Here is a 21,852-nt window from a genome sequence, read left to right as displayed (position 1 = left end):
TGGGTGGGCCACGGTACGCAGACGCACCGGAAGACAGATTGTCACACAATGACCGCGCCTTGATACATACGTCCAATTCGTGGACTCATCACGACGAGATCACCGAGTTTTATGGGCTGGGCAAGAGCTGTGCTCGTCACCCTTGCCGTATCGGCGCTGCAGCACGATCAGTATGACGACCGCACCCGTAAAAACGACGAGAGCGGTAACGTCATTGAGCCGCCATTGTCCCACGTGATGGGCCGGATCGATGCGCAGCCGCTCCACCCAAAAACGACCAAAAGTGTAGATCGCCACGTACAGCGTGAACAGACGACCGTGATCGAGCGTCCAACGCCGATCGACCCACAATAGAAAGACAGCACCAACCAAGCTCCATACCAGCTCATAGAGGAAGGTGGGATGAAAGGTCGCGTACTGAAGATATCCCGCTGGGCGATGACTCAGGTCGATCTCAAGACCCCATGGCAGGCTCGTCGGGCGGCCAAAAAGCTCCTGGTTAAACCAGTTTCCCAACCGTCCGATCGCCTGGGCCGCCAGAATGCCCGGGGCAAGGGAATCTGCCACGGACGCGAAGCGAATGCCCTTGCGGCGGCAATATAGCCAGATCGCTAGACCACCTAGAGAAATGGCCCCCCAGATGCCTAGGCCACCCTGCCAGATGAAGAAGCAGTGGTACCACGTCCGACCCGGGCCAAAGTACAGCTGATGGTCGGTAATGACGTGGTAAAGCCGTCCACCAATAATTCCGGCAATGACAGCCAGGGCGCACAATTCTTCAAATTGTTCCTGCTTACCGCCACGAGCCTGATAGCGACGCCCACCACTGATATAGGCGACGACGATGCCCGCGAGGATGCATAGGGCGTAGATGTGGATGGTTAGCGGTCCAAGATGAAACGCTTCGATTGATGGGCTAGGGATCGATAGCTGACTCACTGGCGTTCCGCCCGCCGTACTCCGGCCGCCAGGTCGTCGACGATGGCGCACATCCGGTCAATTCCTACCGTCACTGAGTCCCCCCGATCCTCAGCCTCATCGGGGGTGGTGAGCCCTGAGCCACCCGCGGATGCCAGATCGCGAGCATAAGCGTCGACACCGTAGTGCTCGACAAGGTTCCAATAGGTCATAATCACGCACGGAGTTCCGGTCCCGGCCACGGCCTCTGTGGCCAATAGGGTGTCGCGAGTGCGTACCCCGCGCTCTAGAGCCCCGGTAGTGACGTGCTGAATGACGGTGCCGTCCATCATCGGGTCGGAGTAAGGCATTCCGATCACGACGAGGTCGACACCGGTCCCAGTAGTGCCCGTAGTCAGTGCCTTCATAGCATCGATCGAGTGAGGAACTGACGGGTGTCCCACCGGGAAGTAACCGACGAGGGCCGGGCGGTTCTCTTGGTGGGCCCTGAGGTAGACACTGGCGCTACCGGTCATTCCATACCTCCCGTAGTGGCGTCGACGCTGCCGTCCATGGCAAACCACTTCAGGGCAGTGTCAACATCTTTATCCCCGCGACCCGACACCGTGACGATGACCACTGACGGCTCGCCGTCGTGAGCAGGCAGGTCTTTCGCGATCTTAAGAACGCCGGCGACAGCGTGGGCCGACTCAATGGCCGGCATGATGCCTTCGGTGCGGGTGAGGGTACGTAGAGCCTCCATGGCCTCGCGGTCGTTGACCGGGAGGTAAGTAGCACGCTTCCGGGCCGCTAACCAAGAATGTTCGGGGCCAACTCCGGGATAGTCCAGGCCGGCCGATATGGAGTGAGATTCCATCGTCTGGCCGTCCGGATCTTGCAGAATGTAGGTACGAGTGCCGTGCAGTACACCAACGGAACCCCTGGTGATCGATGCTGCATGGCGACCGGTCTCGACACCGTCACCGCCCGCCTCGAAACCGTAGAGACGAACCTCGGGGTCGTCGATGAACTCGGCGAACGATCCGATGGCATTCGACCCACCACCGACACACGCACAAATGGCGTCGGGAAGGCGTCCAACCCGATCAAGGCACTGCTGACGGGCCTCCGCAGAAATGACCCGCTGAAACTCTCGCACCAGTTTAGGGAACGGGTGTGGCCCAGAAGCGGTACCGATGAGGTAGTGGGTGTCCTCAACATGGGCCACCCAATCTCGCATGGCCTCGTTCATGGCGTCCTTCAACGTGCGCGAGCCGGCTTCCACTGCAATGACCTCGGCGCCCAACAGCTGCATGCGAGCCACATTGAGGGCCTGACGCTCAGTGTCGATCTGGCCCATATAGATCCGGCACTCCATGCCCATCATCGCGGCCACGGTTGCCGTCGCCACGCCATGCTGTCCAGCTCCCGTCTCCGCAATGAGACGGCGCTTGCCCATCTTTCGAGTCAGCAGGGCTTGGCCCAACACATTGTTGATCTTGTGAGAACCGGTGTGGTTCAGGTCCTCGCGCTTCAGAAGGACTCGCACCCGATGACCGGTCTGTTGAAAGATGTATTGAGAAAATCGCGGTGCCTCTGTAAGCGGAGAGGGGCGTCCGGCGTACTCCCGGCGCAGATCCTCCAGCTCAGTGAGAAAGTCAGGATCGGTTACCGCGGCCTCGAAGGTCCCCGTAAGCTGGCTAAGAGCAGCTTGGAGAGCTTCTGGAACGAATCGGCCACCGAAACGGTCGAAGTGTCCCCGAGCGTCGGGCAAGTCTCGTGCGGACATGATCGTCCTTTCCATTGAATGTCAGGGTCACACGGTGGCACGGTGGATCTTGCGCAATACTTGTGCTGGTTCACCGTGGCGGACCAGCATCTCCCCCACCAACACCGCGTCAGCACCAAGGTCATATACCTCGACGGCCTCGTCCACGCAAAGAATTCCGGATTCCGCCACCTTAACGACGTTTTCAGGCAGCTCACCAAGGAGTTCCCTGAAAATGGTCTTATCGACTTCGAGGGTCTTGAGGTTGCGCGCATTCACACCCACCACACGGGCACCAAGGGCTGTAGCTCGACTTACCTCTTCAGGGGTATGAACTTCAACTAGCGGGGTCATGCCCAGCTCGATGGCAAGGTCATATAGGCGTTGCAAGTCGTCGTCAGATAACGCGGCAACGATGAGGAGGATAAGGTCTGCCCCGTGTGCACGGGCTTCGAGCACCTGGTATTCCGCGACAACGAAATCCTTGCGGAGTACTGGGATCTCAACTTTCGCACGCACCGCGTCAAGGTCGGCCAGGGATCCTTGAAATCGGCGCTCCTCAGTCAGAACGCTGATAGCAGCGGCTCCACCGGAGCGGTACTGATCAGCCAGTGCGGCAGGGTCATGAATAGCAGCCAGCTGGCCGTTTGACGGGCTCGACCGCTTGATTTCTGAGATAACCGACAGGCCAGGCGCTGTCAGCCTCGGGATCGGATCGATAGCAGGGGCCACGAGCTCAGTGGCCTCACGAAGATTGTCCGAGGTAACCATGAGTTGGCGCTCATGAAGATCTTCGAGAACACCGGAAATGATTCCGTCAAGGACCGTTCCGGTAACAGTGGGCGGCATTCAGCGAGCCCCGCCGTAGCCCATAGCGCGCATCACCAGGGTGACGACTCCACCCAGCACAACTAAGGCGGCACCCATGATGCAGGTAGTCCAACTTGGCCCGGCCATTGCACCGACGGTAGCCACGATGAAGCCGATGAGGGCGACGATCGAACCTGCCCAGTTTGCGGGGCTCCCGCCGTACTGGTAGTGACGGGTGGCGCGATCAGCACTCATGTTCCCTCCGGTGGTCAGGCGCGGATTTTCCACGCAGCTGGTCAAAGATGCGGAGTGCACCCGCGAGTTGGTCGAGGATGGACGTCCGCAACTCGGTGAATCCAGTACAAATCCTACCCTGATGTACCATCAATACGGGTTTGCTGACCATTGTGTGAGCCGCTGCTGTCGCTATGGACCGACTTGTCAACGGTCGATTCCGATGATCCTGGACATGACGCCTCATTGTGGGACAGCGGGAGGGCTGACTCGACCTTCTCGGCTGGCACCTCTACAACATCACCGACTGTCGGATCCTCCCCCCTGTCTAAGGCATCCCAGACCGACCGAGGGTCACCGGTCAGCTCGCCTGTGCGCCGAGCGGATCGACTAGGCCAACGGTCTGCTAACACTGCTAGCCCAATTCCGCTCAGTATCGTCAATGCCCCAGCGACGAGGCATACCCAAGGCCATGCGCTGACATGAACCTGAGGAGCTCCTGCATCGACGCCCTGAGCAGCCCATTGATGCGCTGTGGCAGTGCGATGGGTAACCACGATGGCCACGATCCCTATCCCTACGAGAGCTTGCAGGACACCGGTGACGCGACGACCAATTGTCCTCACCACAAACAAAAAAGCCACAGTCACGATGAGCATCAACGCCGTGGCCGTCATCAGTCCACCCGTAACGTCGGCCCCCGTCAAACCGATTCCGGCTCGTTCGAGCCAGATACGACGCGAGGACACGCTGACAAGGACCGCCGTCATCATTGGGACAGCACCGAGCACGACCCGCCAGCCACTTGGGATCGGAGGCGTCACCGCTCATCCTCCCGCAGCGCGGACAGCGATCCGGAGCTCTGAACCACCTGGATAACCGCAACAGCTTTGCTCTCGCATTCGGCGTTGTCGCGCGATCCAACCAAACCCAGCACACTTCCGGCACCAGCCTGAACATGCCTCACCCGATCCTTAAGCGCCACGGTGCGACCACGCAGTCGAATTCTGGCGACGGAATAGGTCATTGCCCCAACAGGAGTGTCATCATCACTCACCAGCGCGGTTCGCACCGGCACGACCGTGTGATTGACAGCACGAGCCACGAACTCTTCACGCGAAGAGGCGACGTCGATCATGACTCGACCTCCTCGGCTAGCAAAACATCAGCATCAAAACAGGTGTGATCACCAGTGTGGCAGGCACCATCGACCTGGTCGACGCGCAGCAGGAGCGTATCTCCGTCACAGTCGAGTCTCACCGAACACACATGCTGAGTGTGACCAGAGGTTTCCCCCTTGACCCAGTACTCCTGACGAGAACGGGACCAATAAGTGGCCCGTCGGGTTGCTAAGGTGCGGGCCAAAGCAACGTCATCCATCCACGCCATCATGAGGACGTCCCCGGTCGCAGCGTCTTGCACCACGGCGGGCACCAGCCCAGCGTCATTACGGCGCAACCTTGCCGCGATTGCGGGGGCCAGGGTTGGTTCTTCAGTCTGCACGCGCCTCATTGAACACCGGACCACCGACACCTTGGACCGACGCCGCGTTTCGGACCGGTACTGGCAAGATGGACCCATAGCCCGAAGGAGGACCCGGATGTCCATTGCCCAAGACGAACGAGCTGGCTTGGCCGCAGATCTGTCACGACTCGGCCCCGACGCCCCGACACTGTGCAAGGGATGGACGGCCCGAGATCTGCTGACCCACCTCCTGTTAAGGGAGAACGACCCGCTTGCCGTCCCCGGGATGGCCGTCAACGTCTTTGACGCCGTCACTCAGGCGCGCGCCGACAGATTAGAAGCCTCAGGATCTTTCGAGAATCTCGTGGCCCGGTTCGCCCACGGTCCAGGTCGCTTCTCGGTCTTCCGCATCCCCGGTCTCGACTCCGCGGCTAACTCCATGGAGTACTTCATCCGCCATGAGGATCTGCTGCGAGCCCAACCCGACTGGCGTCCTCGAGAGCTCGGTCATCGGACCGAATTACGGTTGGCTGACATCATTCGCAAATACGGGCGGGCCCTCGCCCGCCGCTCTCCCGTCGGTGTACGCGTCGAGATGACTGGACAAACAGATCCTGTCACGCTCCACCCCGGCGATCGCATCGTCACCCTGGTCGGAAAGCCCTCGGAAGTCATTCTGCTTCTCACCGGACGCACATCGGTGGCCCAGGTGGATGTGCTTGGCGAGCCCCCAACGATCGCGGCGTTCATGCGCTCCGACCGCTCACTGTGAGTTAGCCGGAGCGCATTACGAGTCAGGACAGCTTCTCTAAGATGAGCTCCCTGACCCGCTTGGCGTCGGCCTGGCCCTTCATGACCTTCATAATCTGACCGATGAGGGCACCAGCGGCCTGCACCTTCCCACCACGGATCTTCTCCGCGATCTGCGGGTTAGCGGCGATGACATCGTCAACGGCGGAGCCCAAGGCCGCGTCGTCAGAGACGACAGCCAAGCCACGACCGTCGACAACCTGCTGGGGGTCCCCCTCACCAGCAATCACTCCGTCAATCACCTGACGAGCTAGTTTGTCGGTCAACGTGCCGTCATCGACGAGCTTTTGCAGCTGAGCGACCTGACAAGGCGTCATACCAACCTCGGCCAAGTCCACACCAGCCTCGTTGGCGCGACGCGACAGCTCAGTCAGCCACCATTTACGGGCCGCAGCGGGCTGGCAGCCGGCATCGACTGTCGCCTCGAGGAGGTCAAGGGCACCTGCGTTGACGGCCGAGGTCATGTCCGCTTCGGAGAACTGCCATTGGGACGACAGACGCGCCTTTTTGGCGGCTGGCAGCTCTGGCAACTCGGCACGCAGCTGCTCAACCCACTCCCGCGACGGTGCAATCGGCACCAGATCTGGCTCGGGGAAATAGCGGTAGTCCTCGGCGTCAGACTTGTCGCGTCCGGCGATGGTGTATTCGCCGGCCTCTTGCCACATTCGGGTCTGCTGACGGACCTTGCGTCCCTCAGACAGCAGGTATCCCTGACGCTGAATTTCGTACCTCAGCGCTCCTTCCACAGAGCGCAACGAGTTGACGTTCTTCGTCTCGGTACGGGTGCCTAACGTCTCGCTGCCACGCGGCATGAGGGAGACATTGGCGTCGCAACGTAGGTTGCCGCGCTCCATTCTGGCCTCGGAAACCCCAAGAGCGATCATGATGTCCCGTAACTGAGCCATATAGGCACGCGCAACTTGAGGTGCTTTGGCTCCCAGCCCACGGATCGGTTTAGTGACGATCTCGATGAGGGGAACACCGGCCCGGTTGTAGTCCATGAGGGAGTGACTAGCACCGGAAATACGCCCGTCGGAACCTCCGACATGGAGGGATTTTCCAGCGTCTTCCTCCATGTGAGCACGCTCGATCTCGACGCGAAAGGTCTCGCCATCGGCCTCGACGTCGAGCCAGCCGTCATAGCAAATTGGTTCGTCGTATTGGGAGGTCTGATAATTCTTCGTCATGTCCGGGTAGAAGTAGTTCTTCCGGGCCATGCGGCACCATTGGGCAATGTGACAGTTGAGAGCCAGACCAATCCGAATGGCCGATTCGACGGCATGACCGTTGATGGCCGGCATGGATCCGGGCAAACCCAGGCAAACCGGGCAAACATTGGTATTGGGATCCTTGTCAGTATCGGTTGAGCATCCGCAGAACATCTTGGTCGCGGTGGACAGCTCGACATGTACCTCCAGCCCGACGACCGGCTCATAATTGGCCATCACTTCGTCGTAGGGCAACAGCTCGTCGGTCATCGCTCTCCCCTCACTTCGGGAGCCTTCGCTAGCAGCGGGGCGCCCCACTTCTCATGTAGTAATCGTTCTAGAGCGGCCCCAACTCGGTAGATTCGATCGTCCGCCATGATTGGCGCCATCACCTGCATGCCGACGGGCATGCCGTCGGTCTCTGATAGACCGATCGGGAAAGATCCTGCGGGACTTCCGGCCATATTGGCCGGGACCGTGCATAGATCGGAGCGGTACATCGCCATCGGGTCAGCAGTACGCTCACCCAGCCGGAAAGCAGTCGTTGGCGTGGCCGGTGACACGAGCACATCGCACATCTGCCATGCTTTCTCGAAGTCGCGTTGGATGAGGGTACGGACTTTCTGAGCCGAGCCGTAGTAGGCGTCATAGTACCCAGCCGACAAGGCATAGGTACCCAAGATGATGCGACGCTTGGCCTCGGCCCCAAGTCCAGCACCGCGGGTGGCTCGCATCACCTGCTCGGCAGAATGCTCGCCGTCGTCATTGACGCGTAAGCCGTAACGCATGGCGTCGTAACGAGCCAGGTTGCTAGACACCTCGGCAGGCTGAATAAGGTAATAAGCAGGTAAGGCGAGGTCAAAGTTCGGGCAAGAGACCTCAACGACCTCAGCCCCCGCCTCTATTAGCATCTCGACAGCCTCGTGGAACCGGGCCTCGACCTGGGGGTCGTAACCCTGCCCGCTCAACTCCGTGACGACGCCAATGCGCACGCCGGAAACGTCTGTTTGCCGCGCAGCCTCAACGACCGCCGGGGTGGGCTGATTAATCGTGGTCTGGTCCATAGCGTCGTGACCGGCAATGGCCTGATGGAGCAACGCGGCGTCAAGGACGGTACGGGCGCAGGGCCCAGGAGTATCCAAAGATGAAGCCATAGCGATGACGCCGTATCGGGAGGTGGAACCGTAGGTCGGCTTGATCCCGACGGTGCCGGTCACCGCTCCAGGCTGGCGGATCGAGCCACCGGTATCAGTGCCCAAAGCCAACGGGGCCTGGAAGGAAGCCAAGCTAGCCGCCGAACCACCACCGGAACCACCCGGTACCCGTTCAAGGTCCCAGGGATTATGGGTAGGCCCGAAGGCCGAAGTTTCCGTTGACGACCCCATAGCGAATTCATCAAGGTTCGTCTTGCCGAGGATCACCATTCCGGCATCCTTACAGCGGGTGACGATAGTGGAGTCGTACGGGGGGATCCACCCTTCGAGCATCTGGGAGGACGCTGTAGTGGCGATCCCTTTCGTGCAGAAAAGATCCTTAACAGCCAGCGGCACCCCCGCCAGCGGACCGAGATGCTCGCCATCTGCAATGCGGGCATCAATGCGACGAGCAGCGTCGAGAGCCCCAGCGTGGTCAACGAGCAGGAAGGCATGGATGTCGCCGTCAACCTCGCTAATGCGATCCAAATGCGCCTGGGTGACCTCTTCGCTAGAGATCTGTCGGGCCGCAATCCGCTCGCCTAACTCGGCGGCGGTCAACGTCAGAAGCTCGTTCACTGTGCCTCCTCGTCCAGGATGCGAGGCACGCGAAAACGTTGGTTCTCACTGCGCGGGGCCATGGCCAGAGCGTCATGGGAGGACATTGACTCCTTGATGACGTCCTCGCGGAAGACGTTAGACAGCAGCAAAGCGTGCGAAGTAGGTGGCACGTCGTCGGTGGCGACGCCTGACACTGCAGCTACTGCGTCGAGGATCGCGTCCAGCTGCGGAGCAAGATACGCGGTCTCGTCGTCAGTGAGATCGATGCGTGCCAGGCCGGCCAAACGGACGACGTCATCCGGCGTAAGGGCCACGATGAATCTCCTGGTTGACGGCATGGGGTGGGAATTCCCTTTAGCTATCCTAGAGCCACGAGCGCACGTGGCCACGAGAACGACTCCTATGCGGGCCGTGACCCGCCCAAACATTGCTGCGGTTTGGGGATCGTCGGACCAACCCGCAACAATGAGGGAGTGCTCATGATTCGTATTCAGCTGCCAGACACGCCGGGTTCCCTGGGCTCGGTGGCTACCGCTATGGGCACTGCCAATGCTGACATCTCTGCTATCGAGATCGTTGAAAAAGGCCCCGACTACGTCATCGATGACTTCATCTTGACCTTACCACCCACCACGATGCCTGACACCCTGGTGTCGGCCTGCGGCATGCTTGACGAAGTGCACGTCCTATGGCTTAGCCGGTATCCAGAGAATTGGAGCATTGAGTCCGATATCGCAGCCCTTAATAGGATGTCGGAGGACCCCGAGCATTCCGCGGAGATCTTGTGCGGTGCTGTTCCGGTCGTCTTCCACACCCAATGGGCGGCCCTTTTTGATGTTGACGAGCAGGTCATTATTTCGACCGCGCTCGCCCCCGAGTTCACTGCCGAGGGAATTGCGCGATTGGCCCCCATGGACCGCACCCACACTGCGGAGCTAGAAGCCGACTGGATGCCTGGATGGGGAGATACCATCATTGCTGTTGTTCCGTTGTCGCAAGGGCGTTGCCTGGTTGTCGGTCGTCAAGGTGGACCGGGGTTCCTGGCCTCCGAGCTCAACCGACTCCAGCACATGGCCGCATTAGCCAACTGAGGACGTATGGAGGTCTATCTCACCTGGCAGTTTTGGTACCAGGTCCTCTCGGCCTTCGCCTTTGGCGTCGCGTCAAGTCTCGTCCCGGTTCTCAATTCCGAGTTGTTTATTGTCGGAGCCCTGGGATCGCGATTATTAGGCCCCCTTGAGGTGGCATTGGGCCTGGCTCTTGGCCACGGGGTTGGCAAGCAGGTCATGTTCGTCGGCATCCGCAAAGGGTCAAACTCACGGTGGATCAAGCACAAAGAACCCAAGCCAGTCGCGGTGGGGTCCTGGCGATGGCGGCTGCGACGATGGAATGATCAGGCTGCGCACATCGTCGAGACCCCACGATGGGGAATGCCCCTGCTATTCTTTTCTGCCATCACTGGGATCCCGCCAGTGTATCTCGTTGTCATTTACGCCGCGACGACCAAGATGAATTTTTGGTGGTTTTCTTTGTGGGTGACGCTTGGATTCTTTATACGATGCTATTTGCTAGCCCTAGCAACCCAGTATGGGTTCCACTTCATTATCTGAATAAATAGGGGTCTGACAAGATACGTCAACCACCAACGACAATGATACGGAAGAAGTAATACCCCACTCCCACTAATACGGCAAGGGCGACGCTAAAGGCAATGGGGGCGAGAACCCTTTGGGCCTTTTTGCGTTTCGTCGTAGGCACTGCCGCCGGGGCCCACTGCTCCTCACCCACGCGCGGCCGGGTACGTACCGGAGTCTGGCCATCCAAATTGAGATTGGTGAAGAAGCCCACAGTCGAAACCCTACCTGCTCGCCTGGTCTAGCTGCTCGTCAACGAGGTCGCCAGCTCGCTTGACAGTGCGGCACACCTCGGCAGCGTCATGACGCGACCAGCCGGCCAGACCGCAGGCTGGGCTCAGGATGCCAGACTTCAACACAGCCGGATCAATCTCGAGACGCCTGACCAGCCACAGCACCCTGTCAATAAGACGATCAACAAGAGGTACTTTATCTACCTGCATGGTGTCGACAACCCCCATTCCAAGGCGCGCACCAGATTCCACCCACCCAGCAACCCGATCCAGGTTGAGCAGCGAGGCCACCTCGCACCACATCGTCGAGAATCCCGCTTTCCTCGCCAATACCCACGGTATCGGCGCTCCGCAACAGTGCATACCCACCTCAGCTTCTCCGCAGCCTGACACGACGGTCTGCCACAGCTGAACCGCTGTCGAACCTGCCATAGCTGGGTAGCGATACAAGCCAGACTGGGTGGGAACCGCGCCGGAAAGGACTGCGGGAGCTGAAGGTTCGTCAATCTGCAGTCTCCAGGTGACCCTCGGCATCCGCCGTCGCAGTTCCGCTATAAGCTGACTAACTCCCTCAGCCAGGCTCGTGGTGACGTCTGCTAGCGCCGATCCGTCGGCCAAGATTGACTCCCCTGCTCTCAGGTGCAGACCGGTCGCCAAGGTGAGGGGCCCAGCGAACGAGAGCTTGACACTGGCTTCCTTGTCGGCCAGGACTTCCTCGAGATCGTCGAGGTCGCTGCGCAACCAGGACCGTGCCGATCGAGCAGCGTGGTCAGTGGAATCAGCCAGCCGCCATCCCCCTGGACCGTGGTCGACTGGAAGGTCGACGAGCACAGCCGTTGCTCGTCCAATCATGTGGGCGCCTACCCCACGTGCTGGTAGCTCGGGCAAGGGTATGAGCTGGTCAAATGTCTCCGCCATCGCCGCCAGACTTCCGCGCATGTCGGTGCCTGGCAGGGAACCAATTCCGGTCGCAATCACGCTGCTTGCTCCGCCTTTACGCCAGCGCGGTCGGTACCGCAGATGGTGGCCGATCCGACGACAAGGTCACCGTCGTAAAAGACGGCTGCCTGGCCGGGAGCGACTCCACGCAGAGAATCCTCTAATTCAACGGCTACCCCGCCGGGAACTGCGGAAATTATGGCCGGTACCGGGTCTCCGTGGGCACGGACCTGGGCCTGACCGTGCCAGGTCTCGACAGGCTCGCTAGAACACCATACCGGCCGGATGGCCTCAATATGATGCACGGTTAGCCCCTCCGCTCCTCCGACGACCACGGTGTTGTTAACCGGCTCGATATCCAAGACGTAGCGCGGCTTGCCGTCGGGAGCCGGAACTCCCAATCGCAGACCACGCCGCTGGCCGATAGTGAAATGGTGATAGCCATTGTGGTGACCGACGAGGGCACCGGACTCGTCACGGATCTCACCATCTGCCGAGCCGATTTTCTCTGACAGCCAACCGGGAGTATCTCCATCAGGGATAAAGCAAATGTCATTGGAATCAGGCTTATCAGCCACAGATAATCCAAGCGCCGTAGCTTCCTGACGTACATTCATTTTAAGGGAATTCCCGAGGGGGAATAGCGAGTGAGACAGCTGGTCCTGGTTGAGGACCGCCAATACGTAGGACTGGTCTTTCCCCGGATCAACTGATCGATAGAGCTTCGTCACACCGTCAACGACCTTCGTCCGGGCGTAATGGCCGGTCGCCACAGCGTCGTATCCGAGGTCCAGCCCACGCTCTAGCAGGGCCGCGAACTTGATCCTCTCGTTGCAGCGCAGGCAGGGATTTGGGGTGCGACCGGCCCGGTATTCGGCGATGAAGGGGTCAATGACTTCCGCAACGAAACGGTCCGAAAAATCCCATACATAAAAGGGGATTCCCAGTCGGTCCGCAGCGCGCCGCGCGTCGAAGGAATCTTCCAGCGAGCAGCACCCTCGCGATCCCTCACGATGAGAGCGCGGGTTGCGTGACAAGGCCAGGTGAACCCCAGTGACGTCATGCCCAGCCTCGACGAGACGGGCTGCTGCGACAGCGGAGTCGACTCCTCCCGACATAGCGGCGAGAACCTTCACAGTGTGTCCTCTCACAGTGACGTAGTGTTGTGGCGGCTTGATCTGACCCCCGCATAGGGGGAACCTCAATGATAAGCGTTGACGCCCACTTACCGGGCTCCGCTTGCCTTGCGTATCGTTGCGGGTAAGGTGACGAGCAAGCGATCGATATCGACATCGGTGGTGGTATATCCCATCGAAATTCTTAATCCCGAGGACGCAGCATCGTCGTCTCTCCCCATGGCAAGCATTGTTGGGGAGGGGCGCGATACCCCAGCGTGGCAGGCCGAACCGGCGGAGAGGTCAATGCCATCGCGGTCAGCGAGCATGACAAGATCAGTCCCGCGGGCTCCAGCAACACTAAGGTGAATGATCGACGGGCTAGTCATGGGCGCATCGTCAACAGTTACTTCAGGCTGTTGACGACACCACGCGATGACGCGCCGCCGCCACGACTGCCACCGGGCCGTCATGGTGTCGAACTCATCGACACAGGCGCGTAAAGCTGCGGCGAAGCCGCAGGCCAATGCCACCGGCTGGGTTCCCGAGCGCATGCCGTACTGCTGACCTCCCCCTGGGGAAACGGGGCGCAGTTCGACTCCCCGTTTCACCCAGAGTGCTCCAATCCCAACCGGCCCACCAATCTTGTGAGCGGAGAAGGAAGCGAGGTCTACCCCCCATCCGTCGAGGTCAACAGGGATGTGGCCAAGGGCCTGGACGGCGTCGGTATGCATGAGCGCCCCAGCCTGGTGGGCCGCCTCAGCGACCCGCGAGACGGGCTGGCAAGCTCCGGTCTCGTTGTTGACAGCCATGACGGAAACGACGTCAAGATTGCTGGAGTGTCCGCCCACCTCATCCGGGTCGACAAGCCCGGCATGGTTCACCGGTAGCAATTCACATCGCTTGCCAAGAAGCCACGGGGAGACCAGACCGCCGACGGCTGGATGTTCAACTGCTGACACCAGCGCGTGGCCGTCGCGAACAGCTCCCATCACCGCAAGCATGTCCGACTCGGTTCCTCCACTGGTGAACACAATCTCAAGCGGACCGACCCCTAGCAGGCTGGCGATCTCCTCGCGGGCATCCTCTAGAAGTGCCCGCGCTGCACGGCCTGAACCGTGAATGGCGCCAGGGTTGCCCGGTACCGTACATGCCATTGCCTCACGTGCCTCGCGGCGTAGTGGGGATGTTGCCGCATGGTCGAAGTAGGCGCGGTCGTGGTGTACTGATCCGGGCTTCAGCTGCGACATACCTGTCCTTCCTGGCGACTCCTCGACGCTACTGCCCAACAGCAAGACGTGGAAGGCGCGCATCATCGCCCTTACGGACGCTACGACCAACCAGATTAAACTGTGACGTCAGCCCGTTAATGTTCCGGCCATTATCCCCGACGAAAGGCCCCTATTGTGACCGACACCAACACGGCGTCATTCGACACCAGCGCCTTGGGCTCGACCCTCATTGACGGCGGCTGCCGCTTTGGGTTGTGGGCGCCTCGCGCGGAGCGTGTCGAGTTGGCCCTCGTGGCGGATGACGGGTCACAGGTTAACCACGACATGACCAGGGACGAGCACGGTGTCTGGACTGTTGAGGTCTCCGACGTCCAGGCCGGTCAGCGCTATGGGTACCGAGTCCACGGGCCGTGGGATCCTGACCGCGGCATGAGGTTCAACCCTGCCAAGCTATTGCTCGACCCTTATGCCAGGGCCATCACGGCAGGAGTCGATTATCACGGCCCGATTATGGACCACACGCCGGAATCCAACTACGAGCCTGACCTGACCGACGATGCGACGTCGGTCCCGCTCGCCGTCGTCATTGACGATCCCGGCCCGCCTACGCCTATTGCGCGCCGCCACGACATCAGCGAATCGGTCATCTATGAGACCCATGTCAAGGGCTACACCCGCCTGCACCCCCTCGTTCCTGAACACCTGCGCGGCACCTATGCCGGGCTTGCCTATCCGGCTGTTATCGAACACCTCAAGTCAATCGGAGTAACAGCCATCGAACTACTACCCGTCCAGCAGTTCGTCTCCGAGCCATTCATCGTTGGGCGCGGCTTATCCAATTACTGGGGTTACAACACCCTGGGTTTCTTTGCGCCGCATGCTGCCTACTGCTCCGTCGGCTCGATGGGAACCCAGGTGCGCGAGTTCAAGGACATGGTGACGTCTTTCCACGAGGCCGGCATCGAGGTTTTCCTCGATGTCGTCTACAACCACACTGGTGAGGGCGGCCATGAAGGACCGACTCTGTCTTTCCGCGGCATCGATCACGAGTCTTATTACCGCCTCACCAACGATCACCGCAATGACTATGACGTTACCGGCTGTGGCAATTCTGTGGACACCTCTCATCCGGAGGTCCTCGCCATGGTCCTCGACTCTTTGCGCTACTGGGTCACCGAGATGGGTGTTGACGGGTTCCGTTACGACCTTGCCACCACCCTCATCCGCGATAAGTCCCATGGGGTCGATCAGAACCACCTATTTAAACAAGCTCTGGTCGAAGATCCGATTCTCAACAAGGTCAAGCACATTGCTGAGCCCTGGGACCTCGGCCCATATGGCTATCAGGTAGGTGCCTGGGGGCCACATTGGAGCGAGTGGAACGACCGTTTCCGCAATTATGTCCGTGACTTTTGGCGTGGGGCCGTTCGCGGAGTCGAGGAGCTGGCAACCAGGCTCTGTGGGTCACCGGACCTGTATGGTCAGCCGACCTCCAGCGTCAACTTCATTACCGCTCACGACGGCTTCACGATGCGTGACCTGGTCACCTACAACATGAAGCATAACCAAGGCAACGGCGAGGATAACCACGACGGGTCTAATGACAACCGGGCCTGGAACTGTGGTTGGGAGGGCGAGACTACCGATCAGTCCATCGTCATGTTGCGGCATCGTCAGGTGCGCAACCTGGTCGCTACTTTGCTATTAGCTACCGGTGTACCAATGATCACCGCCGGTGACGAAATGGGACGCACCCAGCAGGGCAATAACAATGCATACTGCCAGGATTCCCCTATCTCGTGGATAGATTGGGAGGATGCCGAAGCATGGTCCGATGTGACCGACCTCGTCAAGATAATTACGGCACTGCGTCGCGAGCACCCCGCTCTTCGTCCATCAAGGTATCGTCATCACGATCCGGTCGGGGACGCGAACGATTCGTACCCGCGCCGTGCTGATCTAGCGTGGTTCTCCGGCCACGGCGGGGAAATGGTAAACAACGACTGGCATGACGAAAGCCGACGCACCCTCGGTATGTACACCAGTGACGACAATGAGGCCTTCCTCATCTGGTTTCACGCCGGTGACCGCCCGATCGAGATCATCTTGCCGAGCGTTCGATGGGGCGAATCGTGGCACGTTGTGGCCTCAACAGCTCTGCCTGGGGAGATTCCCGACGAAGCCGTACCAGCAGGACTATCGGTTACTCTGCCGAGCAGATGCGTCGTCGTCATGCAAGCCTCCCCTTTCGGCCTGACTGCACCGTTACGCGCCAAGCGCACACTTGGCGGGTGAGCGCGCCTTCACCCGCCGATCTCGCCGCTGTGGGTCCCTCATCCAATGGTCAGAGGCACTTCTTCCTCCTGTGAAGAGTCGGATCAATCCAAGATTGACGCTGGCTTGAATCATGACGCGTCGAAACGGGCCACGGTAGCCTGTGACTTGTGTGGAGGATCAATAGGCGAGACCGCCGTCACGACGAGAATGGCTCCGACGACGAGGAGGTGCAGGTCACTCCTTCGGCCCCAGAACCGTCACCCAAACCGATGGCTCCTGCCTCCCCCGCCGACTCCCCTAAGTCAGCCCCTGCTCCTGAACCATCACCCGTACCGCCGGAATTTCCAGCACCGCGTCGTGCTGCCGAGCATGCCTTTGGCAATAATGCTCTTTTCACTGCCACGAGCGCCATTGATTCTCCTGGATATCCCCCGCTACGCGGATTTGGACGTATCCCTGTACACAACGTCCGTCCCGAGGTCGAAAGTGGCCACCTGCCGATCTACTCGGTCGTCAATGAGGAATTCGAGGTCACCGCGAATGTGTTCCGCGAAGGCCACGACGCCGTCGGGGCTAGTGTCGTTCTCACCGATCCCGAGGGCAACCGTCACCTCACTGACATGCACCAGGTCGAGCCCTGGGGACTAGACATCTGGAAAGCCCGAGTCTCCGCTGACATCGAAGGCGACTGGACTATGCACGTTGAAGGCTGGTCAGACACCTGGGGCACGTGGCATCACAATGCCAATGCCAAGCTCGCCGCTGCCATCGACGTCGAACTGGTGTGCGCCGAAGGCCATGCCCTCATAAACGAGGCGGTCCGGCACGCCGAGCAATCCGGGGATACTGACGCGATCACGGCTCTGCGCGAGACCGATGCCAACCTAACCCTTGACCGTGCCCCCGACTCGCTACAACAGGTCATCAACACCTACGCGTTCTGCGAGGCCATGCGAGTCCATGCCCCGCGGCTGTTGACCTCGCCCACACTCCCGGCCCCGCTGCGGGTGGAGAGACGTCGGGCCCTCTACGGGTCCTGGTACGAGTTTTTCCCGCGCTCTCAGGGTGCTTATGTCGATGCGGACGGTCACTGGGTTTCAGGTACTTTCGACACCTCCTGGGAGCGCCTGGACGCCGCCGCTGCGATGGGATTCGACGTCGTCTACCTGCCGCCGATCCATCCCATTGGCACAGCCTTCCGCAAGGGCAAGGACAACACCCTGACCCCAGGTCCGGACGATCCGGGATCGCCGTGGGCCATCGGATCGTCTGATGGCGGCCATGACACCATTCACCCCGACCTAGGCACCTTCGACGACCTCGACCGTTTCGTGGCCCACGCTCATGACCTAGGCATGGAGGTGGCCCTAGATTTTGCCTTGCAGGCCTCCCCAGACCACCCGTGGGTACACCAGCACCCGGAGTGGTTCACGACCCGCGTTGATGGCACCATCGCCTATGCAGAAAATCCACCCAAAAAGTATCAGGACATCTACCCGATCAACTTCGACAATGACCCTGACGGTATCTACCAGGAATGCTTGCGGCTGCTGGAGTTATGGATCTCCCACGGCGTGACGATTTTCCGCGTCGATAATCCACATACCAAGCCCCTGAATTTCTGGGCCTGGCTCATGGAACAGGTTCATCGTCGTCACCCCGAGGTCATCTTCCTGGCAGAGGCCTTCACCCGTCCCGAGATGATGGCTGCCCTCGGCAAGGTGGGTTTCCAACAGGGTTACTCCTATTTCACCTGGCGCACCACCAAGTGGGAGCTCGAAGCGTACCTCGACGAGGTCTCCCACCAGACCTCGCACTTCTACCGTCCAAACTTTTTCGTCAATACCCCAGACATCAACCCTATCTATCTCAATGACGGCAATCCGGCCGGCTTCGCTATCCGCGCGATCCTAGCCGCGACGATGAGCCCGTCGTGGGGCATGTACTCCGGATTTGAGATTTGCGAGCACGAGCCGCTGCCCGGACGCGAGGAGTACGCCCACTCCGAGAAGTACGAGTACCGGCCCCGCGATTACGATTCCGAGCCGAACATCACGCTGCTCGTCACTCGCCTCAACGAGATCCGTCGGGCTCACCCGGCGTTGCAGCAACTGCGTGACACTACGATCCATCACGCCCCACACGACAACGTCTTCGTGTTCTCCAAGAAAGCGGGAAATGACGTTGTGATCGTTGTTACCTCCTTGGATCCGGTATGGGGTATTGAGTCTCAGATCATGCTCGATATGGCTGCCCTCGGCTTCGGTAATGACGACACGTTCACCGTCCACGATGAGCTCACTGGAGCCGATTTCACGTGGGGCCAGCAAGCCTTCGTCAGGCTCTACCCCGCTCAGCCCGCCCATATCCTGCATGTGCGAAAGACCACCTCATGACCCATGTCCCCTGCACCCCCGCCGCGGAGATCCCTGAGACCCTGGCTCCTACCGGGGCTCTCGGGCTGACCTCGGCCCAGTTGCAGGCCAGACTCGATGAGATCCACCCGGTCGGTTCTATCGATCGCACCGAGACTGAATGGTTCCGCACCGCTGTCTTCTATGAGGTTCTGGTGCGATCCTTTAAGGACTCCAATGGTGACGGAATTGGCGACTTTAAAGGGCTGACGGGAAAACTCGATTACCTACAATGGCTCGGGGTGGATTGCCTATGGTTACCACCCTTCTATGACTCTCCTCTCCATGACGGAGGTTACGACATTCGTGACTATCGCTGGATCCGTGAGGAGCTGGGCACCATTGAGGACTTTAAGGTTTTCCTTGACGCAGCCCATGACCGTGGCCTTCGCGTCATCATCGACTTCGTCATGAACCACACCTCGGATTCCCATCCGTGGTTCCAGTCCTCACGCGCCGATCCGGATGGTCCTTACGGTAACTACTACGTATGGTCGGACACTGACGAGGCCTACTCCGATGCTCGTATCATCTTCTGCGATACCGAGGACTCGAATTGGTCCTGGGATTCCCAGCGTAAGCAGTTCTACTGGCACCGATTCTTCCATCACCAACCCGATCTCAACTTTGAAGAGCCTCGAGTTATGGAGGAAATGCTCGACGCCGTCCGCTTCTGGATGGACTTGGGTATTGACGGATTCCGACTCGACGCCGTCCCGTACCTCATTGAGGCCGAGGGCACGAACTGCGAGAACTTGCCAGGAACTCACAAGATCCTCAAGCAGCTGCGCGCCATGGTCGATGAAGAATACCCAGGCCGCATCCTGCTGTGTGAAGCTAACCAGTGGCCTGACGACGTCGTCGAGTATTTTGGCAACGGTGACGAATGCCAGATGGCCTTCCATTTTCCGGTCATGCCACGCCTGTACATGGGACTGCGTCGCGGTTCACGGGAATGCATTAGCGAGATCCTGGCTCACACTCCACACATCCCGGACGGCTGCCAGTGGGGGACCTTCCTGCGCAACCACGACGAACTCACCCTCGAAATGGTGACCGAAGAAGATCGTCACTACATGTGGGAGGAATATGCTCCTGAATCCCGGTGGCGGTGCAACTTGGGCATTCGTCGCCGCTTGAGCCCTCTTGTCGATAACGACGATGCGAAGATCCGGCTACTTAACGCCATGTTGCTGTCCCTACCCGGCTCTCCGGTGCTGTATTACGACGACGAGATTGGCATGGGGGACGATCCCTGGCTGCCTGACCGTGATGGGGTGCGTACCCCGATGCAGTGGGATGACTCGGAGACGGCTGGCTTTTCCACTGCCCTTCCAGAGGACTTTCATCTACCTCTCATCCGCACCTTTGGCCACGATCCAGAGCACGTCAATGTCGCCCGCCAGATGGACGACCCGTCCTCCTTGCTGGTGTGGACGCGTGCCATGCTCGGTATCCGCCGCCACCACCCCGTCTTTGGGACCGGCGAGTTCACCGATCTAGGCGGGCCGGACATGGCGGTGATGTCCTTCCTGCGTCACAACGAGCACGAAACGGTCCTGTGCCTGGCTAACTTCTCCGATACTGAGCGGATGGTTGCCCTTCACCTTCCACAATTCGCGGGCATGACGGGCTCTTCTCTCATCCATGGTCAGGACGCGCAACCAGTAAAAGCTGACGGAACACTGTCCGTACCGTTGTGGCCATATGGCTATCGATGGCTGCAAGTGTCCCGCGAGGAGAGGTCATGACCGTTTGGGACGACGCCACCGTACGGGAACGCGTCTGGGACCACATCAGTGGAGCCCGATGGTTCTCAGGTAAGGGCCGGTGTGGTTCCCTGACTAGGCTGCTGCCGTTGGCTCCCGTCGTCAACGAGCAAGATCTGCAAGTGCTCCCTGTCATCGCACATGTCGGTTATCCGCAGGCGGCCGACGAGTATTACCAGTTGCTTTTAGCATTACGCCCAGGACGCGTTGCTGGCCTGGCGGAGATCGTCGCCAACGGTCAACCTTTTACCGTCACTGACGCCACTGAGGATGAACTAGCTCTCACTGCTTGGGCTCGTATCCTCCTTGAGGGAACTCCTATCGCCATGGATGGATCGTGGCAGCTGCATCGCCGTCGAGCGGCCCCTGAGCCGGTTCGGTTCGTTAAGCGCTTCGGTGGTGAGCAATCGAACACCTCGTTCATGGTGGGCGACGCCATCATCATCAAAATGTTCCGCCGCCTGGAGCCCGGCGACAACCTTGACATTACCGTGCATAACGCCCTCAACGATGCCGGGATCTCATCGGTGGCCACATTGTACGGTTTTATGTCCGGACAGATCCCCGCTGAGGAACACATCCCGGTCGATCTAGCTATGATCATTGAGAGGTTGCCGCAGCCCCGGGATGGCTGGGAACTCATCACTGCCAAGGCAGTCGATCTCGTCGACGTCACCGACCTCTTAGCCGGTCTGGGACAGTGCTTACGCACCATTCACGAGGCACTGCGGCATACTTTTAGCACTGTCGAAATCGACGGGTCGCGCGTCGCCGACGATATGGTGCGCCGCCTTGACGCTGCTGTTGTCACAGCGCCAGCGCTGGCTCGCTACCGGGGCACGCTGACTGCCCGGTTTGAGAAGCTGCGCGGACGCCACCTCGCCGCCCAGCGAATCCACGGGGACTTTCACCTCGGCCAAACTCTACTGACACCTGGCGGCTGGCGGATCATCGACTTCGAGGGGGAACCCCTCAAACCCCTCGCCGAGCGACGGCTACCAGACTCCCGCTGGCGCGATGTTGCCGGGATGATGAGGTCGTTGTCCTACGCCACCTCAGCTCATGCCAGGCCGACGGCGCCGCAGACTCTTACCTGGGCGCGCCGTGCCAGCGAGGCATTCCTGACGGGCTATGGCTGGCCGAATACCGCTGAACAGGACGTGCTGGCCGCCTACGAGGCTGACAAAGCTAGTTACGAAATCGTCTATGAAACCCTTAACCGACCGACATGGGTAGACATTCCACTGTCGGCTATTCGAGCAATGGGGCAGGATTGACGATGCTCAAACTCACC

General features: G+C 59.9%; 22 protein-coding genes. 7 read left to right on the top strand and 15 right to left on the bottom strand.

Features of this window, described 5'->3' with window-relative positions; all coding sequences use genetic code 11:
* Positions 1-99: 99 nt before the first annotated feature.
* The 8 genes from lgt to hisI form a co-directional block, all read right to left on the bottom strand.
* Complete coding sequence (gene lgt, locus CPA42_RS06065) at positions 100-939, bottom strand: prolipoprotein diacylglyceryl transferase (RefSeq protein ID WP_002516596.1); 840 nt, start codon at positions 937-939, stop codon at positions 100-102.
* Entirely contained in the window at positions 936-1,433 is a 498-nt protein-coding gene (locus CPA42_RS06060; RefSeq protein WP_002516612.1) for a tryptophan synthase subunit alpha, read from the bottom strand. Before CPA42_RS06060 ends, lgt begins: the two co-directional genes overlap by 4 nt.
* Positions 1,430-2,701: a tryptophan synthase subunit beta gene (trpB, locus tag CPA42_RS06055; protein WP_024513559.1), complete on the bottom strand. Its 1,272-nt coding sequence runs from the start codon at positions 2,699-2,701 to the stop codon at positions 1,430-1,432. Before trpB ends, CPA42_RS06060 begins: the two co-directional genes overlap by 4 nt.
* Before the next feature lie 12 nt (positions 2,702-2,713).
* Positions 2,714-3,514: an indole-3-glycerol phosphate synthase TrpC gene (gene trpC / locus CPA42_RS06050; protein WP_002516614.1), complete on the bottom strand. Its 801-nt coding sequence runs from the start codon at positions 3,512-3,514 to the stop codon at positions 2,714-2,716.
* Positions 3,515-3,730, bottom strand: coding sequence for an HGxxPAAW family protein (locus CPA42_RS06045; RefSeq protein ID WP_002516587.1), 216 nt, complete (start codon positions 3,728-3,730; stop codon positions 3,515-3,517).
* Positions 3,731-3,843: 113 nt separating this feature from the next.
* Positions 3,844-4,482: a Trp biosynthesis-associated membrane protein gene (locus tag CPA42_RS06040; RefSeq protein WP_002518963.1), complete on the bottom strand. Its 639-nt coding sequence runs from the start codon at positions 4,480-4,482 to the stop codon at positions 3,844-3,846.
* 47 nt (positions 4,483-4,529) lie between these two features.
* The gene (locus CPA42_RS06035; protein ID WP_002516611.1) at positions 4,530-4,847 is read right to left on the bottom strand and encodes a hypothetical protein; all 318 of its coding nucleotides are present in this window, start codon (positions 4,845-4,847) and stop codon (positions 4,530-4,532) included.
* Positions 4,844-5,221, bottom strand: a complete 378-nt coding sequence (gene hisI, locus CPA42_RS06030; protein ID WP_002520514.1) for a phosphoribosyl-AMP cyclohydrolase — start codon at positions 5,219-5,221, stop codon at positions 4,844-4,846. Before hisI ends, CPA42_RS06035 begins: the two co-directional genes overlap by 4 nt.
* Before the next feature lie 88 nt (positions 5,222-5,309).
* Between hisI and CPA42_RS06025 the strand changes: the two genes are divergently transcribed.
* Positions 5,310-5,945, top strand: a complete 636-nt coding sequence (locus CPA42_RS06025) for a TIGR03085 family metal-binding protein (protein ID WP_002516615.1) — start codon at positions 5,310-5,312, stop codon at positions 5,943-5,945.
* Between the two features lie 22 nt (positions 5,946-5,967).
* On the opposite strand, the gene gatB is transcribed toward CPA42_RS06025, so the two are convergent.
* From gatB to gatC, 3 genes are read right to left on the bottom strand one after another with little or no spacing between them, the layout of a single operon-like run.
* Positions 5,968-7,461: an Asp-tRNA(Asn)/Glu-tRNA(Gln) amidotransferase subunit GatB gene (gatB, locus tag CPA42_RS06020; RefSeq protein WP_002516598.1), complete on the bottom strand. Its 1,494-nt coding sequence runs from the start codon at positions 7,459-7,461 to the stop codon at positions 5,968-5,970.
* Positions 7,458-8,963, bottom strand: a complete 1,506-nt coding sequence (gatA, locus tag CPA42_RS06015; protein WP_002516620.1) for an Asp-tRNA(Asn)/Glu-tRNA(Gln) amidotransferase subunit GatA — start codon at positions 8,961-8,963, stop codon at positions 7,458-7,460. Before gatA ends, gatB begins: the two co-directional genes overlap by 4 nt.
* Complete coding sequence (gene gatC / locus CPA42_RS06010; protein WP_002520513.1) at positions 8,960-9,283, bottom strand: Asp-tRNA(Asn)/Glu-tRNA(Gln) amidotransferase subunit GatC; 324 nt, start codon at positions 9,281-9,283, stop codon at positions 8,960-8,962. The genes gatA and gatC overlap by 4 nt, the downstream gene beginning before the upstream one ends.
* A gap of 141 nt (positions 9,284-9,424) precedes the next feature.
* Between gatC and CPA42_RS06005 the strand changes: the two genes are divergently transcribed.
* Positions 9,425-10,036 (top strand): ACT domain-containing protein, encoded by a 612-nt coding sequence (locus CPA42_RS06005; protein ID WP_002516610.1) that lies wholly within the window; start codon positions 9,425-9,427, stop codon positions 10,034-10,036.
* 6 nt (positions 10,037-10,042) lie between these two features.
* Positions 10,043-10,555, top strand: a complete 513-nt coding sequence (locus CPA42_RS06000) for a hypothetical protein (protein ID WP_002516602.1) — start codon at positions 10,043-10,045, stop codon at positions 10,553-10,555.
* A gap of 25 nt (positions 10,556-10,580) precedes the next feature.
* On the opposite strand, the gene CPA42_RS05995 is transcribed toward CPA42_RS06000, so the two are convergent.
* From CPA42_RS05995 to CPA42_RS05980, 4 genes are all read right to left on the bottom strand, one after another.
* Positions 10,581-10,793: a hypothetical protein gene (locus tag CPA42_RS05995; protein WP_002516608.1), complete on the bottom strand. Its 213-nt coding sequence runs from the start codon at positions 10,791-10,793 to the stop codon at positions 10,581-10,583.
* Positions 10,794-10,803: 10 nt separating this feature from the next.
* Positions 10,804-11,790 (bottom strand): methionine synthase, encoded by a 987-nt coding sequence (locus CPA42_RS05990; RefSeq protein WP_002516605.1) that lies wholly within the window; start codon positions 11,788-11,790, stop codon positions 10,804-10,806.
* Positions 11,787-12,887 carry a tRNA 2-thiouridine(34) synthase MnmA gene (gene mnmA, locus CPA42_RS05985; protein WP_002516625.1) on the bottom strand — a complete coding sequence of 367 codons (1,101 nt, stop codon included), beginning with the start codon at positions 12,885-12,887 and terminating at the stop codon, positions 11,787-11,789. Before mnmA ends, CPA42_RS05990 begins: the two co-directional genes overlap by 4 nt.
* A gap of 89 nt (positions 12,888-12,976) precedes the next feature.
* Positions 12,977-14,182 carry a cysteine desulfurase family protein gene (locus CPA42_RS05980; RefSeq protein ID WP_002518968.1) on the bottom strand — a complete coding sequence of 402 codons (1,206 nt, stop codon included), beginning with the start codon at positions 14,180-14,182 and terminating at the stop codon, positions 12,977-12,979.
* A 90-nt stretch (positions 14,183-14,272) separates the two neighbouring features.
* Here CPA42_RS05980 and glgX point away from each other — a divergent pair, with 90 nt between their 5' ends.
* The 4 genes from glgX to CPA42_RS05960 all read left to right on the top strand — a co-directional run bounded on the left by glgX (position 14,273) and on the right by CPA42_RS05960 (position 21,835).
* Positions 14,273-16,393: a glycogen debranching protein GlgX gene (gene glgX / locus CPA42_RS05975; RefSeq protein ID WP_002518969.1), complete on the top strand. Its 2,121-nt coding sequence runs from the start codon at positions 14,273-14,275 to the stop codon at positions 16,391-16,393.
* Between the two features lie 251 nt (positions 16,394-16,644).
* A complete protein-coding gene (locus CPA42_RS05970) occupies positions 16,645-18,771 on the top strand; it encodes an alpha-1,4-glucan--maltose-1-phosphate maltosyltransferase (protein ID WP_014598517.1) in 2,127 nt (708 codons plus the stop codon).
* Positions 18,768-20,540 carry a maltose alpha-D-glucosyltransferase gene (treS, locus tag CPA42_RS05965; RefSeq protein ID WP_002515000.1) on the top strand — a complete coding sequence of 591 codons (1,773 nt, stop codon included), beginning with the start codon at positions 18,768-18,770 and terminating at the stop codon, positions 20,538-20,540. Before CPA42_RS05970 ends, treS begins: the two co-directional genes overlap by 4 nt.
* Complete coding sequence (locus CPA42_RS05960) at positions 20,537-21,835, top strand: phosphotransferase (protein WP_002515002.1); 1,299 nt, start codon at positions 20,537-20,539, stop codon at positions 21,833-21,835. The genes treS and CPA42_RS05960 overlap by 4 nt, the downstream gene beginning before the upstream one ends.
* The last annotated feature ends 17 nt before the right edge of the window (positions 21,836-21,852 follow it).

It is taken from the genome of Cutibacterium acnes (assembly GCF_003030305.1).
Classification (GTDB): Bacteria; Actinomycetota; Actinomycetes; order Propionibacteriales; family Propionibacteriaceae; genus Cutibacterium; species Cutibacterium acnes.
This window is presented reverse-complemented; position numbering and strand designations above follow the sequence as displayed.

Coding starts and splice junctions, on each gene's coding strand:
- CPA42_RS06060 (WP_002516612.1), bottom strand. CDS start 1,433: ATGACCGGTAGCGCCAGTGTCTACCTCAGGGCCCACCAAGAGAACCGC.
- trpB (WP_024513559.1), bottom strand. CDS start 2,701: ATGGAAAGGACGATCATGTCCGCACGAGACTTGCCCGACGCTCGGGGA.
- trpC (WP_002516614.1), bottom strand. CDS start 3,514: ATGCCGCCCACTGTTACCGGAACGGTCCTTGACGGAATCATTTCCGGT.
- CPA42_RS06045 (WP_002516587.1), bottom strand. CDS start 3,730: ATGAGTGCTGATCGCGCCACCCGTCACTACCAGTACGGCGGGAGCCCC.
- CPA42_RS06040 (WP_002518963.1), bottom strand. CDS start 4,482: ATGATGACGGCGGTCCTTGTCAGCGTGTCCTCGCGTCGTATCTGGCTC.
- CPA42_RS06035 (WP_002516611.1), bottom strand. CDS start 4,847: ATGATCGACGTCGCCTCTTCGCGTGAAGAGTTCGTGGCTCGTGCTGTC.
- hisI (WP_002520514.1), bottom strand. CDS start 5,221: ATGAGGCGCGTGCAGACTGAAGAACCAACCCTGGCCCCCGCAATCGCG.
- CPA42_RS06025 (WP_002516615.1), top strand. CDS start 5,310: ATGTCCATTGCCCAAGACGAACGAGCTGGCTTGGCCGCAGATCTGTCA.
- gatB (WP_002516598.1), bottom strand. CDS start 7,461: ATGACCGACGAGCTGTTGCCCTACGACGAAGTGATGGCCAATTATGAG.
- gatC (WP_002520513.1), bottom strand. CDS start 9,283: ATGCCGTCAACCAGGAGATTCATCGTGGCCCTTACGCCGGATGACGTC.
- CPA42_RS06005 (WP_002516610.1), top strand. CDS start 9,425: ATGATTCGTATTCAGCTGCCAGACACGCCGGGTTCCCTGGGCTCGGTG.
- CPA42_RS06000 (WP_002516602.1), top strand. CDS start 10,043: ATGGAGGTCTATCTCACCTGGCAGTTTTGGTACCAGGTCCTCTCGGCC.
- CPA42_RS05980 (WP_002518968.1), bottom strand. CDS start 14,182: ATGATGCGCGCCTTCCACGTCTTGCTGTTGGGCAGTAGCGTCGAGGAG.
- CPA42_RS05970 (WP_014598517.1), top strand. CDS start 16,645: ATGGCTCCTGCCTCCCCCGCCGACTCCCCTAAGTCAGCCCCTGCTCCT.
- treS (WP_002515000.1), top strand. CDS start 18,768: ATGACCCATGTCCCCTGCACCCCCGCCGCGGAGATCCCTGAGACCCTG.
- CPA42_RS05960 (WP_002515002.1), top strand. CDS start 20,537: ATGACCGTTTGGGACGACGCCACCGTACGGGAACGCGTCTGGGACCAC.